This window comes from Paenibacillus sp. LK1 (assembly GCF_002750415.1).
GTDB classification, from domain to species: Bacteria; Bacillota; Bacilli; order Paenibacillales; family Paenibacillaceae; genus Paenibacillus; species Paenibacillus taichungensis.
On the sequence record NZ_PEII01000008.1, the window covers coordinates 251009 to 264153 of the forward strand.

12 protein-coding genes are annotated in these 13145 nt (G+C 47.0%); 7 read left to right on the forward strand and 5 right to left on the reverse strand.

Annotation, left to right across the window (positions count from 1 at the left end; genetic code table 11):
* The first annotated feature begins 14 nt into the window (after positions 1 to 14).
* The 3 genes from CS562_RS19180 to CS562_RS19190 all read left to right on the forward strand — a co-directional run bounded on the left by CS562_RS19180 (position 15) and on the right by CS562_RS19190 (position 1645).
* A complete protein-coding gene (locus CS562_RS19180) occupies positions 15 to 410 on the forward strand; it encodes a winged helix-turn-helix transcriptional regulator (protein ID WP_076287330.1) in 396 nt (131 codons plus the stop codon).
* Positions 407 to 1084 (forward strand): TIGR00266 family protein, encoded by a 678-nt coding sequence (locus tag CS562_RS19185; protein WP_076287331.1) that lies wholly within the window; start codon positions 407 to 409, stop codon positions 1082 to 1084. The genes CS562_RS19180 and CS562_RS19185 overlap by 4 nt, the downstream gene beginning before the upstream one ends.
* Before the next feature lie 99 nt (positions 1085 to 1183).
* On the forward strand, positions 1184 to 1645 hold the full coding sequence (locus tag CS562_RS19190; RefSeq protein WP_099857938.1) for a MarR family winged helix-turn-helix transcriptional regulator: 462 nt from the start codon (positions 1184 to 1186) through the stop codon (positions 1643 to 1645).
* 96 nt (positions 1646 to 1741) lie between these two features.
* Here the strand turns inward: CS562_RS19190 and CS562_RS19195 are convergent, their stop codons facing one another.
* Positions 1742 to 2716, reverse strand: a complete 975-nt coding sequence (locus CS562_RS19195; RefSeq protein ID WP_099857939.1) for an aldo/keto reductase — start codon at positions 2714 to 2716, stop codon at positions 1742 to 1744.
* Positions 2717 to 2829: 113 nt separating this feature from the next.
* Here CS562_RS19195 and CS562_RS19200 point away from each other — a divergent pair, with 113 nt between their 5' ends.
* Both CS562_RS19200 and CS562_RS19205 read left to right on the forward strand, forming a co-directional pair.
* Positions 2830 to 3861 (forward strand): LCP family protein, encoded by a 1032-nt coding sequence (locus CS562_RS19200; RefSeq protein ID WP_099857940.1) that lies wholly within the window; start codon positions 2830 to 2832, stop codon positions 3859 to 3861.
* Between the two features lie 250 nt (positions 3862 to 4111).
* Positions 4112 to 6700: a DUF2339 domain-containing protein gene (locus tag CS562_RS19205; protein ID WP_099857941.1), complete on the forward strand. Its 2589-nt coding sequence runs from the start codon at positions 4112 to 4114 to the stop codon at positions 6698 to 6700.
* Between the two features lie 394 nt (positions 6701 to 7094).
* Here the strand turns inward: CS562_RS19205 and CS562_RS33015 are convergent, their stop codons facing one another.
* Complete coding sequence (locus tag CS562_RS33015; protein WP_163755688.1) at positions 7095 to 7250, reverse strand: hypothetical protein; 156 nt, start codon at positions 7248 to 7250, stop codon at positions 7095 to 7097.
* A 223-nt stretch (positions 7251 to 7473) separates the two neighbouring features.
* Between CS562_RS33015 and CS562_RS19210 the strand changes: the two genes are divergently transcribed.
* A complete protein-coding gene (locus CS562_RS19210; RefSeq protein WP_099857942.1) occupies positions 7474 to 8145 on the forward strand; it encodes an FHA domain-containing protein in 672 nt (223 codons plus the stop codon).
* Between the two features lie 156 nt (positions 8146 to 8301).
* On the forward strand, positions 8302 to 8880 hold the full coding sequence (locus CS562_RS19215; protein ID WP_076287338.1) for a class I SAM-dependent methyltransferase: 579 nt from the start codon (positions 8302 to 8304) through the stop codon (positions 8878 to 8880).
* 235 nt (positions 8881 to 9115) lie between these two features.
* Here CS562_RS19215 and CS562_RS19220 read toward each other — a convergent pair whose 3' ends face one another.
* Genes CS562_RS19220 through CS562_RS19230 form a run of 3 tightly spaced genes read right to left on the reverse strand, consistent with a single transcriptional unit; the run spans position 9116 to position 12922 of the window.
* Positions 9116 to 11404, reverse strand: coding sequence for a carbohydrate-binding domain-containing protein (locus CS562_RS19220; RefSeq protein ID WP_099857943.1), 2289 nt, complete (start codon positions 11402 to 11404; stop codon positions 9116 to 9118).
* Positions 11405 to 11430: 26 nt separating this feature from the next.
* Positions 11431 to 12111 carry a DUF4956 domain-containing protein gene (locus CS562_RS19225; protein WP_076287340.1) on the reverse strand — a complete coding sequence of 227 codons (681 nt, stop codon included), beginning with the start codon at positions 12109 to 12111 and terminating at the stop codon, positions 11431 to 11433.
* On the reverse strand, positions 12104 to 12922 hold the full coding sequence (locus CS562_RS19230) for a polyphosphate polymerase domain-containing protein (protein WP_076287341.1): 819 nt from the start codon (positions 12920 to 12922) through the stop codon (positions 12104 to 12106). Before CS562_RS19230 ends, CS562_RS19225 begins: the two co-directional genes overlap by 8 nt.
* Between the last annotated feature and the right edge of the window lie 223 nt (positions 12923 to 13145).

Sequence of the window (13145 nt, forward strand, 5' to 3'; positions counted from 1 at the left end):
GGAGGACATTCAGCATGATCAGAAAGAAATATAATATCTCAGTTGAAGCAACGCTTGAAGTCATCGGTGGCAAATGGAAATGCGTCATCCTCTGCCATCTGACACACGGAAAGAAGCGGACTAGTGATCTCAAGCGTATTATGCCCGCAATTACGCAGAAAATGTTAACGCAGCAGCTAAGGGAGCTTGAAGATGACGGGATAGTGAACCGCATTGTGTATAATCAGGTACCTCCCAAGGTGGAGTATGAACTGAGTGATTATGGGCGAAGTTTGGAACCAATTCTGAATGCCCTATGTAACTGGGGAGATCAGCATATTATTAAGGAATACGGAGATAAATTCTCTGTGTTGGAGGATAATGGGTTAAATGATTTTAACACGGACAACAAGGAGCTGATGAAGCCATGAACTATGAAATTCTATATGATGGTGCATTTGCGATGCTTAAAGTGCAATTGCAACGGGGAGAACGGTTCAAGGCAGAAAGCGGGGCCATGGTATCCATGACACCAACCGTTGAATTGAAGGGATCTGCCGAAGGCGGTATGTTTGCCGGATTTGGACGTATGATCAGCGGCGAGAAATTCTTTTTTCAGGAATTGACGGCTGCAGGCGGATCTGCGGAAATTCTGTTGTCACCTTCCAGTATGGGGGATGTGGAGGCCATTGAACTGGATGGTTCCTATTCGCTCTACGTACAGAAAGATGGATTTCTGGCCGGAACGGAAGGCATCCAGGTGAATACCAAAATGCAAAACTTAAAGAAAGGTCTCTTCTCAGGAGAGGGTTTCTTTATTATAGAGATCAGTGGGCGAGGAACAGTGTTCCTATCATCCTATGGTGCAATCCATGCGATCAATCTGGCTGCGGGTGAAGAAGTGATCGTGGATAATGCCCACTTGGTTGCATGGCCCAATTATATGGATTATCGCATTGAGAAAGCTTCACAAGGTTGGTTATCCAGCGTGACCAGTGGAGAAGGATTAGTATGCCGATTCCGTGGTGAAGGGACAGTCCTGATTCAGAGCCGTAATCCGCATGGATTTGGTCAATGGGTCAAGCAATTTATTCCTTCGCGCTAATGTTTTCTGCTGAAAATGTACAATGTTGAAACGCATACGTTCCGACAAGCGTTATAAGAAATGATGAAGCTCAAGGTGTAATGATGGAGGTATATTGAGATGGAAAGCTCACGGTATAAAAATGCTCAGGAAAGTCCAGGATACTTGCTATGGCAGGTTACTACGATGTGGCAAAAGGAAATACGCAGGGTGCTCGAGCCTCTGGAATTAACACAACCCCAATTTGTATTATTGCATGCCTGTGTGTGGCTCAATGAACGCGACACAGAGGGTAAGGGAGTAACTCAGGTCCAGCTTGCGCAATTTGCCAATGTGGATGTTAACGTTACTTCTCAAGTTCTCCGTGCTCTTGAAAAGAGAGAGTTGATAACTCGGAAGCGTCATCTTACCGATACCCGTGCGAATATTATTACAACAACGCCGGAAGGAACACGCTTGGCGCTTGAAGGTATTCATCTTGTTGAAGCCGCGGACAAGGTTTTCTTTGATAATATAAGTGATCGTAAGGACGAATACATGGAAATCATGCAGGAATTTATTCGATATAAAACAGATGTTTAAACCATAGAAAGATTTTTTTCTATGATTTATTAGACTACAATGTGTAGTGAAGTTGTACCTCCCGGGCTTTTTAGCCGGGAGGTTTTTTCTGTTGGTTCAATCCAACCGATAAGTCGCGAATGGCTTACCGTGACGGAAAGAGTCGCTGAGTTGATCGAGCTCGGAGATCATATCATCGCTCAGTTTCATGTCCAGGCTAGCCAGATTATGCTCCAGCTGTTCGGTACTCGTTGCCCCAACGATAACCGTTGAAACAGCAGGGCGGGCCAGTAGCCATGCAAGCGACAGGACACTTGGGGAGCAGCCATACGCCGATGCCTTTTCACTGATCTGCTCACCTAATTTAATATTGTGTTCCAACAAGAAACGATTGAAGGCTGGATCAGTATCCGCTCTGGAACCGGAAGGCACGCCAGCTTCACCATTGTATTTGCCTGTCAGAATGCCACCTGCGAGCGGAAAATACGGGATAATACCGACGCCTTGATCAAGGCACATCGGTACAAGTTCAAGCTCAGGCGTGCGATCAGCCAGAGAGTAGCTGGTTTGGGTCGAGATATAGCGTAAATATCCTTTTAGTTCGCTGGTACCAAGAGCTTTCATCAGTTCCCAGGCTGCATAGTTGGAAGCTCCGATATATCGGACTTTGCCGGAAGTGACCATATCGTCCAATGTGCGCAGCGTCTCATCCAGTGGTGTATGCGGATCAAAGGTATGGATCTGATAGAGATCCACATAGTCCGTTTGCAGACGCCGCAGGCTATGTTCAAGCTCTTGCTGCAAATGATAGCGGGATGAACCGCGTCCATTGGGACCTTCATGCCGGGGAAGTCCGGCTTTGGTAGCAAGCACAGCGTTTTCACGTCTGCCCATCAGGGCTTGTCCAATAATCCGCTCCGATTCCGTTCCGGCGTAGATGTTGGCGGTATCGATAAAATTGATTCCTTGATCCAGTGCCGCATGAATAATGCGGATAGAAGTTGGGTCATCCGCCCGTTTACCAAAGGCATTGGTACCGAGTCCAAGTGAGGAAACGCGCAGACCACTATTCCCCAACAGTCGATATTCCATCGTTCATCGCTCCTTCTGTGTCATTTCTTGTATAGCAGATTATAACGTAATCTATTGAAAACGTGTTATTAATATAGTTAAATGATTCTAAGACCGTTATTAAAGGAGATATGATGGAGAACAGTGCCGCACATTTAACCAGACGGAAGCCGAAGAAACCAAAGAAGAGATGGAAGAAACCTTTGATTATCATCCTGAGTACTTTGATTGTGCTGGGGGGACTCGGATTTATCTATCAAAAGCAACTCGTTGTGTTTGCGTTTAACCTGTTTGCTTCGGAAACCGTAAAGGAAACGCTCGATGAATCCTTCAAGCCTGTTGGCGATAAGGATGCACCCGTTGTAGAACATACCGATCCATTCTCGCTGTTGTTGTTAGGAATTGATCAACGAGATAACGAACCAAGCCGTTCGGATACCATGATCTATTCTGTTGTGCGTCCGGAAGAAAATAAAGTGTTGCTGCTGTCGATTCCACGTGACTCCTACACCGATATTATCGGCCGGGATGTGAAGTCGAAGATTAATTCAGCCTATGCACATGGTGAAGCCAAGATGGCGATGGATACCGTGGAGCATTTGTTGGAAAACAAAGTCGATTTCTATGCCGCGATTAATTTTAACGGACTCAAGGATATTGTTGATGCGGTTGGCGGTGTTGAATTGCCGATTAAGAAAAATATTGAGAACAAATTGAAAACGCATGAGAAGCTGTTTGTTGAAGCGAACAAACCGATCTACAGCGGCGAAGAAGCGCTGGGCTATGTCCGTTACCGGGAAGATTCCGATTTCAATCGGACGATGCGGCACCGTCTTTTTCTAAGTGCTTTCATGAATCGTGCGCTTGATGTCAAAAACCTGACCAAGATCCCGGACGTTATCCAAATCGCTGGATCGAATTTTACAACCAACATGAACTCGGATTTCATCGTGGAATTTGCCGAGTCTCTATATATGAAAGACAGCACGCCAACAATCAGCAATTACATGCTGAAGGGTGAAGGCGCAACGCGCAGCGGCACATGGTACTATGATTTGTCAGAGAGTGATCTGCAATATGTGCGAACCCTGCTCGCGAATTGGTTAGACCCGGATACCACCGAAATTATGGAGCCGGAGACGGCGGATACGAAAGATCCGGCGTAAGCAATTATCCAAGGCTCAGTAAGATGACCAGAAGTTGTATACATGTACAGAATGACTATATCAATGAACGAGAGTCCAGGAAGCTGATGCTTCCCGGGCTTTTTGTAATGTAAGCATTTTGCAAAAATCCCGTAACGACTTCCAATCCGCAGAGAACGGTTGAATGATTCTATTCCTTAAACCCCATTTTATGGCATACATATAGTAAAATATAGGGAACGACATCAACATCACCCAACGGAGGAAGCTCATGAAAGAGTTCAAGGATCGGCTTCACCAGGTTCAGGAGCAGCAGAAGCAGCTGGTAAAGGAATATAATGCACTGCTTCAGGAGTATCAATCCGATGACCTGATCGTGCAGAACGAACAACTGAGAACGCAATATGAAGCGCACCAACTGAAGCTGCAACATCTTGAAGTACGCACACGGAAAATGGAAGAGGAGAATGCCCGTCTTCGCATGGCTCTGTCTGAACAGATGCTGGATGAGAAATTGAATCTCATTCGTGTATCCCAGGAGAAGATGGAGACCTATTTTCGGGGAAAGACGAGTGTACATAATGATCGGCTTGCGGCGCATGAGCACCGCGCCAAAGTGAATTTGAATGCCATATTTAACAGGGCTTCAGAGGAACTTCAGGGTGACGCCAATGAGATAAAGGAGAGAATTGCTCATCTGGCTACTGAGGTGCAGGAACGTATTGAGCTGCACAGACAGGTCCTGTGGGAGAGAGAAGAGGCGCTACGCGGGCAGATGCAACAAGGATACGAACATATGGCGGAAGAAGGCTTAAGCGAAGAGACCATTCAGCGGCGTATTCGCCAGAACCGGATGGAGATGAAGATTGGCCTAAGCTGGATCAACAAGGTCGCCATCCTGCTGATCATTCTTGGCGTTGGTGCAGCCTTTCAGTACTCCTACAAGACCTGGTTCAGCGATGAGGTGAAAGGCGTAGCGTTCTTCCTGCTTGGTGCGCTTATGCTTGCCGGGGGAGAATGGCTGTTCCGGCGTAAAAGACAGACGTTCGCGATGGGGCTGCTGGGCGGCGGGATATCGGTTCTGTTTGGCTCCATTTTCTACAGCTATTTTCTATTGCATATCATCGGATTATATACGGGACTTGCCTTGTCGGTGTTAGTTTCGGCCATATCCGTGCTGCTATCGTTGAGGTATCAGTCCAGGACGATCTGCTCACTTGGTTTGGTTGGAGGTTATTTACCATTAATCTCCTACATGGCCTATTTCGGCCTTCAAGGTTCGGCTGTGTATGTTGCCATGATCTATCTTTTGCTCTTAAACGGAATTATTGTTTTGATTTCATTTGGTAAACGGTGGCCGATTGTGCATTATATCAGTTTTCTGTTCAACACACCGTCCATGCTCATCCTGTTATGGCTCTCACCAAGTGAGAAGATCGGCATGGTGTATTCCATTGTGACATTTGCATTATATCTCGGCATTACACTGGCGTATCCCTTCAAACATCGCGTGAAGTTAACCTGGTGGGACTTCGCACTGCTGGCCATGAATACGAGCATCAGCTGCCTGATGTTGTATGTATTGTTCGATGCCGCAGGGTGGAATGACGCACAAGGCTTGCTTGCTCTGATTTTCGCTCTGGTCTATTTCGGGCTCGCCCGTTTTATCCAGCAGAGGATGCCTCAGGAAAAGCAGACCCTTCTATTGTTCTACGTGACTTCCCTGACCTTTGCCATTCTGATTATACCGTTCCAGTTTGGTGCGAAATGGCTGTCTATGGGCTGGCTGATCGAAGGAGTTCTGCTGGTTACGCTTGGACATCTGAAGCGGTTCAAGTTGGTGGAACGTGCCGGATGGGGAATCGTGCTTCTGTGCATGTTCACTTTTGTGTACTATGACGTGCTGGTGCTGTTCATCATGGGGGAGCAATCCTATTTCATGCTAAAATACTCCTGCATTACGCTGGGTGCACTGCTTATTACGCTCTATTACGCCTTAGATCGCAACGGCTCCCTATACGGGGAGAAGTATCAATATAGCCAGACAGAGCTTGGCTTTTTGAATGCATTCAAGTACGTCACACTCGCCAATCTGTGGTTATATGTGCTGTATGAATCGAATGAATTGTATATGAAAGCAGTCGACGACTCATTCCTGTTATACCTGTTCTACAAATGGCTGTTGTTCGCTGCGCTGACCATTGCCATGGCCTATGGATTGGGTAAAGTGAGGCTTTTGCGTGATCGGATCGTGCAGGGTTATATCGTCTTCCTGCATGCGGTGGGCTGTTGTATTGCACTGGCAGTAACGTTATCCATGCCGGCACTTCAGCCGGATGTTCAGCAGCACACAGCGGCTGAAGTCGTAGGTTTACTCGTATTAATCATCTTTAATGTGGGCGTGTTCTTTGCAGGAAGGGATCTGCTGATCACGGCAATCCGTGGGCAGTTCAAAAGCATTGAATGGTATCCGGTTATCGCAGGGGTCTATCTGCTGGGTGTCATCACCGTGTTCCTGACGATCCAATTCCAGTGGGGAGATGTAGGGCTGTTATTCAGCCTAATCTATCTACTGCTTGCGATCCTGTACATTGCCTATGGGTTCCGCAGAAAATATGTAATGATTCGGCGCCTCGGTCTGGGTCTGACGTTGTTTTCCACCGGGAAAATGGTGTTCTATGATGTGGGATTGCTTACATCGGGCAGCAAGATTATTGCCTATTTCAGCTTTGGCGTACTGCTGCTTGGCGTTTCTTATCTGTATCAGAAGGTGTCGAGCCGGATGGGGGAAATTCAGGTTAGAGAGACCAAACAGTCTGATGAATCCGATCTGCCGGGGGATGAAAAGAACCAATTTTAGGATCGTTGATGCAGCATTCACAATCTTTGGGGGAGGGATGCAACATGGGATTTGACCTGAGTATCATATTATGGCAACTGTTATGGATTTCCGGCCCTGTAGCACTCATTGTGTATGGGTGGAGGAAAATTGGTATCAGGAAAAAGCGGCGTTAAGTGCAGAGAATGCCGTTGCAACATCGCTTTTGACATAATTTCATTATCGGATGCACTGATCGGTATCCATATCATAAAATTATATTAAAATGAGGCTCTTGAGCGCTGGTTGGTAGCGTCCAGGGGCCTTATTCTGATGAATGGATTAAGATATGATCCTCATTCAGGATGGTATGACCCAGCATAAGATGACATTCGTGAAACGTTTTTTCTGTTGATCACGTTATAATAGAGTATACTTACCGCTGGGTATTCAGTTGCAACCATGATGTTTCGGTTGTGGTTATGCCTTTCAATGATTCTCCGCGATCATCGTTGATGCGGGAGAGCACTGTTAATGTAATGGACAGGGTGAAGGCGAGCAGCACATATATGAAAATGTTTTTTTTGTTCATGATGAGGGACCTCTCTTGTTGGTTGGGCTAAGGCATGCATACGACGGTTATGAGAAAAAAGGCACAACGTCTGGTATAGTAGAGAAAAGCATATAACGATGCCTGTATACACTATATAAATTATGATGGATGCAAACAATGGAACAAATCTGATGAATTTATCATTATTTATGAACGAAAGCGCTCATAGAGATAGAGTGATATTTGAAGGTGGGAGAATAACATGCGGGAGACGGCAAAAATCGTCATTCGTACGCCAGGGCAGGAAAGTGATGGTTCATTCGCTTATGTCAGCCAGGGGCGTTCCATTACAGTGGGGCGTTATACGGGTGGAGATGAATTGGACCTGTCTGTCTACAATCAGTTGATATCGAAGCGGCATTGCCGTATTCATTATGATGCGCAGCAGCAACTGTGGATTGAGGATCTGGATAGCAAAAATGGAACGGAATTGAACGGGCAACGCCTCGTTCCTTATGAGAAATATCCGTTTGCCGAAGGAGACAGCCTGACGCTGGTCAACGGCTTGATTCAGCTTCGTGTAGAAGGGGATCTCGAAGAAACGAGAGAATATCGGCTATCTGACCTGCTGGGCGAAGGCGTGCGGTTACAGGATCACCTGCAAACCGTGCAGATTGGAGAAGTGGAGATTCCACTGTCCAAGAAGGAGTACCAACTGTTCAAGCTATTGTACAGCCAGTTGGATCACTTTGTGACACGGGAGCAGATTGTCGGCCAAGTGTGGCCGGAGCGAAGCATGCTGGAGAGTGAGCCGGTGGGCATTGACGAGATTAACTCGCTCATCTACCGGACGAATCGCAAGCTGGGCGTACATTTTACAATCAAGTCGGTGTACAAAAAGGGTGTATACATGAAGTCCCATGTGCCGGACTGAATGCGTGAAATGAGCAGCGGGATGGAATGAGATTAACCCAAAATAGAATAACAAGCAGGAAGCTTCTGTCAGGTTTTTTTAGACCTGGGGAAGCTTCTTTTGTTATGATGAAGGTGCAAATGCCGCCTCTTAATTAAAATCCAAAGGGTTGAGGTTATGTTCATATTTCAATTTATACCATGGCTCATTGCTGTGGTGACACTTATATCGGTAGTATCCATCGTGCTGGTCAGTTGGAAAAATGGAATCTCACCGATGCCTACATCCAGCATCGTCAGGCAGACAGTCATTCAGGAGGTCAACCGCATTCCCGGTTACGGCGATGTTATTGAAGCAGGTTCCGGGTGGGGAACGCTCGGACTGGATGTGGTGAGGCATTGCCCAGGCAAACGGCTTACGGGGATCGAAAATTCAATCATTCCCTTATGGGCATCCCAATTCATTGCTTTTCTAAGTGTCCGCTTACGGCGAGCGAAAGGAAAGCGTCACTCTCTGGAGGGGCGGCTGCGATTCATCCGTGGCAACATCTATACCAGTTCATATGAACACGCAGATTGCGTCATCTGTTATTTGTTCCCTGGAGCAATGAAACGTCTCGTCGACAAATTCAATCGGGAGCTTCCGCCGGGAGCAAAGGTGATTAGCGTTTGTTTTGCACTGCCAGGCAAGGTACCGCTACGGACGATTACATGCCGGGATACGCTGCGTACCAAGGTGTATGTATATACGTTTTGAGCGCTAACGAATGTACAGCATCTTAAAAGATGGATATCAAGGGATGCAGCATTTAATGAACATCAGCAACGTTATTCCTTCACACACCTGGGCAATTGGGAGCGAATAGCGTGTACCAGCTTCTATAGAACAAAATAGCAAAAATAAGGGATGTCCCTCGTCATATTCATGACGTATGGGACATCCCTTATTTTTAATAGTTTAATCGTTAGCTTTTTATAGCCTGAATCTTAGCTTACTTGGCGGTATCTGTAGTGCCCGATGTACCGGATTGCGTTCTGTTTCTACCGCCTCCGAATCCACCTTGGCCACGGCCTCCGCCTGGACCACCCATACCTGTATTGGCAGTTGTAACACCAGATTCATTCACCCAAGTTACATTGCTTGTGGATTGGAAGGCAACCACTTTGGTTCCGCCACTATACGTTCCGTCTGTATAGAGCCCATCCACAGCTTTACCAGTCGATGATCCGCCGGAATAGATCACGTAAGAGCCATCTTTTTTCAGATCCGGGGAGCTGACTACCACCGTTTGATAATCTTTCGCTGGAGCAAAGGTCAGGATATTATTGCCTTCGCTGTCTTCCACGTGTACCAGTGCTCCTGCTTTTTGCGTTTCAGGGAACGTCATGGCAATGGTATTTTGAGTCGATGCTTCAGATGTTGCCTGAGCCATACCGGAGCTGCCAGCTGAGACCAGATATCCACCGCTAATCTCGAAGTTACCGTCATAATCCAGTGCTCCGTTGCCGCTGTCTGTAGGACCGTTCACAATGACCGTACCGTCTGTCATATAGATGGAGCCATTCGAATCCAGTCCGTCGCCGCCTGCATTGACAGTGAGGGAACCGCCGTTGATATGAAGCTCACTGTTGCTGGCGGATTCACCCGGCATACCACCTGGAGCACCGCCTTGTGGGCGAGTATTGCTATTCGCGTCTGTACTTTGATTGGCCTGATCCGTAGTTGATGTTGTGCCAGTCGTCTCTGTAACAGAAGTGTTGGAGACTGCAGTTGTATCGGTATCGGCTGCTTGAGTGCTGTCATCTGCAGTAGTGGTTGCATTTGCATCAGTTGCAGTTATTTCACCAGAAGCATTCACGCCATCATCTGAAGCAGTCACATCTACATTCCCATCGTTCATAGTGATAATTGCACCTTCAAGTCCTTCATAGCTCTTGGCAATAGTGATCGTTCCGCCGTTAATGGTAAGCGCCTGATCTGCATGAATACCGTCATCACCGGATTCAATGCTGAACTTGCCGTCATTGACGGTCACATTGTTGTTGCTGTGCAGGGAATCATCCATGGAATCGATCGTATACGTACCGCCATTAACGGTAAGATCTGCTCCTGCTTTAAGTGCTTTGGCACTCGTTGTTTCTTCTTCTGCAGCTGTTGTGCTTGTGTCTGCATCTGCATTGGAATCAGCAGGTGCTGTTGCATTTGTAGAGCTGGATGGTGCTGCGTTCGTTCCATTATTGTTCGGCATATCAGCAGGTGGTTCCCCATCCGGTGGTGTGCCCATATCGGTTGGAGGTGTACCGCCACCCCATCCGCCGCCACCGCCGCCAAATGGTCCTTCTTCTACTTTTTCTGGTGCATTGGCACTGCCGCCTCCGGTTACGATGTCAAATGTGCCGCCATCCGTAACCAATGCGGTTTCCGCTTGAATGCCGTCGCTGCCGCTCTGGATGTTGAATGTGCCTCCTGCAATGGCAACGAAGCCTTTGGTCGTATCCGTATCGTTTGTGGATTTGATGCCGTCACCTTCTGAATTAATGGTAATGGTGCCGGCTTGAATCGCCACCATATCTTTACCTTTGATGCCGTCATCGGCGGATTTGACGTTAATTGTGCCGCTGACGATTTTCAGGTCATCCTTGCTCGTAATACCTTCATTATAGTTACCCGTAACTGTCAACTTGCCTGTACCATTGAACGTCAGGTCTGCCTTGCTGAAGATGGCTGCATCCGGCTCATCTGTTGTTGCGTCGGCGTATACGTAAGTTTTGCCATCCGAGACAGCATTCTCGGTTCCTTCCTCCAACGTAATAATGGCTTTGCCCGCTTTCTGGATATAGATAGCTGCACTGTCGTTATCATTGATTGTTGCCCCGTTTAATACGAGATGTACGGTGCCCTTATCAGCAACATTGACCACAATCTGTCCATCGGTAAGCTTGCCACTAAGTACATAGGTACCTGCTGCGGAGATGGTTACTGATCCGTTTGCTGCTTTTGCACCCGATCCTGTGATGGAAGCGGTCGTACCGTTCAGCTTAATCGTTGTGGAATCTGTTGCACTCCAGCTAACGTTGGTATCGTCTGCATCCATCGTGACCAGATCGGCATATTTCACTGAGGTTTGCTCACTGACGGATACGGTTTTGGTTGTCCCTGTCGTTGACACTGCGGCGTTTGCAGTGCTGCTGGTTGCTGCCGGGGCGCTGCAAGCCGTAACCATTGCAGTAATCATCGCGACGGACCACAGTTTGCTGCCAGTTATGATTTTCTTTTTCATAGTATATCGTTCCCTTCAGATTCAATTTAGTATTCTGGTGTTGGACTCATCGTTAACGAGATATCCAGATTTCCGTTTCGTGTACGAATCGCGTCTAAGAATTCCTTTTGGCTTACACTTTCGTGAATGGTAACACTGTAGACAAGCTCGTACAGACTGCCGAGTTCGGTCGTTCTGATTTTTTTGAGATCAAAAGGTACGTTGAATTTATGGAACACTTCGTTCAGTGCTTCTTCGTAGCTCAAGTTTTCCGGAATGGTTACTTTCAGCGTTTTTTGCTGGGCTTTCTTCCCTCCGAAGTTGAAGCGGCTCAGGACAAACATCAGTACACACAGGATAATGGTGAACATTACAGCATAACCGAATGCGCCTACACCGCAGGCAAGACCGGAAGCCATGGTGAACAGAACATAAGCAATGTCTTTCGGGTCACCAGGCGCACTTCTAAATCGGATGATGGAGAAGGCACCGGCGAGGCTGAATGCACGGGCAATATTGCTGCCGATCAGAAGAATGATGATGGCTACGATGACTGGCAAGACGACCATAGTTAGTGTAAAGCTTTGGGAATAAGTGCTTTGATTTGTCTTCATGTACGTCAGGCTGATGATGACCCCCATGATGATGGCAAGTCCGATCGTTAGAATCGCATTACTAAAAGTTAGGGTGGTGTCTGTTAAAGCTGAGCTGAAAATGGAATCAAGCATATACTACACGCTCTCTTTCTGTGATTGTTTTTTCTTGTTCTATGGATGGGTTGAAATCGGTACCCGGCAGCAATTCTCGTTCCGTCTGGTAGTTCAGGTTGGTTGTTCTGGCCAGATGTCTGTACTCATTGCCGTATTTCGAGAATCCGGTGCGATATAGGCCGTGTTCGGATAACAGTTGAGAGAGCCACATCGGAACGGTTTTCTCGGCTTTGACTTCCATCAGCCAGCGTCCATCTTTCACCAGTGGTTCACCGTAATCCCCTTGCTCCAGCTTCAGATCGTATCTGCGACTGCGGATGTTGGTATCAAAGGTGATGCGGAGATCGCGGCTGTTCTTGTCGAACAACGCCTTGCGTTCATACGCCAGATATACTTTTGGTTCCAGATCGTACAGCCGGAGGAAATACTTGATCTCTTCGACAACCTGTTTGTTCATATAATCGGCGAGATCAGGCGCTTTGCCTGTCCGTACGAATTCGTAGGCTTCATCCAGCTTCAGGGCGGTTCGGCGTTTGTTCACCAGGCCAAATACTTTCTTTTTGATTTCCAGATATACCTTCGCATTCTCTTCAGGAATTCCGTATGCCCGCAGTCTCAGCTTCTCCTTGTATTTGGGTTTGGAGAGACTGGCGCGGATCAGGGAATCCTGCGGAGTATCAAAGTACAGGTTGCTAATGGAGTAAAACTCGTGTTTCTTGTTATAGGCATCCAGCTCCATATACTTCAGCAAGTCGGTGTAGAAGTTCTCGTACTGCTCATCGGTGAGAAGATACTTGCTCTCATATCGGTTGAATACTTCAATTGCCATGGGGGTTCAGTCCTTTCATCCATGTTTTGTATGTTTTGTTGCATCGTGTGTATTGCTTCCATGTCTGTATCTTAGAGCCCCAACCTTGAATGAATCTTAAATGATTTTACATTCCGTTGATCTTTTTTTACCTTCCTTTAATAGTTCGCGAAAAAAGTGGAATTAAGATTGATTCAAGGTTCGGTTGCTACAATCGTTGGTATAATAGATTGACATATATCGA

Coding starts and splice junctions, on each gene's coding strand:
- CS562_RS19180 (WP_076287330.1), top strand. CDS start 15: ATGATCAGAAAGAAATATAATATCTCAGTTGAAGCAACGCTTGAAGTC.
- CS562_RS19185 (WP_076287331.1), top strand. CDS start 407: ATGAACTATGAAATTCTATATGATGGTGCATTTGCGATGCTTAAAGTG.
- CS562_RS19190 (WP_099857938.1), top strand. CDS start 1,184: ATGGAAAGCTCACGGTATAAAAATGCTCAGGAAAGTCCAGGATACTTG.
- CS562_RS19195 (WP_099857939.1), bottom strand. CDS start 2,716: ATGGAATATCGACTGTTGGGGAATAGTGGTCTGCGCGTTTCCTCACTT.
- CS562_RS19200 (WP_099857940.1), top strand. CDS start 2,830: ATGGAGAACAGTGCCGCACATTTAACCAGACGGAAGCCGAAGAAACCA.
- CS562_RS19205 (WP_099857941.1), top strand. CDS start 4,112: ATGAAAGAGTTCAAGGATCGGCTTCACCAGGTTCAGGAGCAGCAGAAG.
- CS562_RS33015 (WP_163755688.1), bottom strand. CDS start 7,250: ATGAACAAAAAAAACATTTTCATATATGTGCTGCTCGCCTTCACCCTG.
- CS562_RS19210 (WP_099857942.1), top strand. CDS start 7,474: ATGCGGGAGACGGCAAAAATCGTCATTCGTACGCCAGGGCAGGAAAGT.
- CS562_RS19215 (WP_076287338.1), top strand. CDS start 8,302: ATGTTCATATTTCAATTTATACCATGGCTCATTGCTGTGGTGACACTT.
- CS562_RS19220 (WP_099857943.1), bottom strand. CDS start 11,404: ATGAAAAAGAAAATCATAACTGGCAGCAAACTGTGGTCCGTCGCGATG.
- CS562_RS19225 (WP_076287340.1), bottom strand. CDS start 12,111: ATGCTTGATTCCATTTTCAGCTCAGCTTTAACAGACACCACCCTAACT.
- CS562_RS19230 (WP_076287341.1), bottom strand. CDS start 12,922: ATGGCAATTGAAGTATTCAACCGATATGAGAGCAAGTATCTTCTCACC.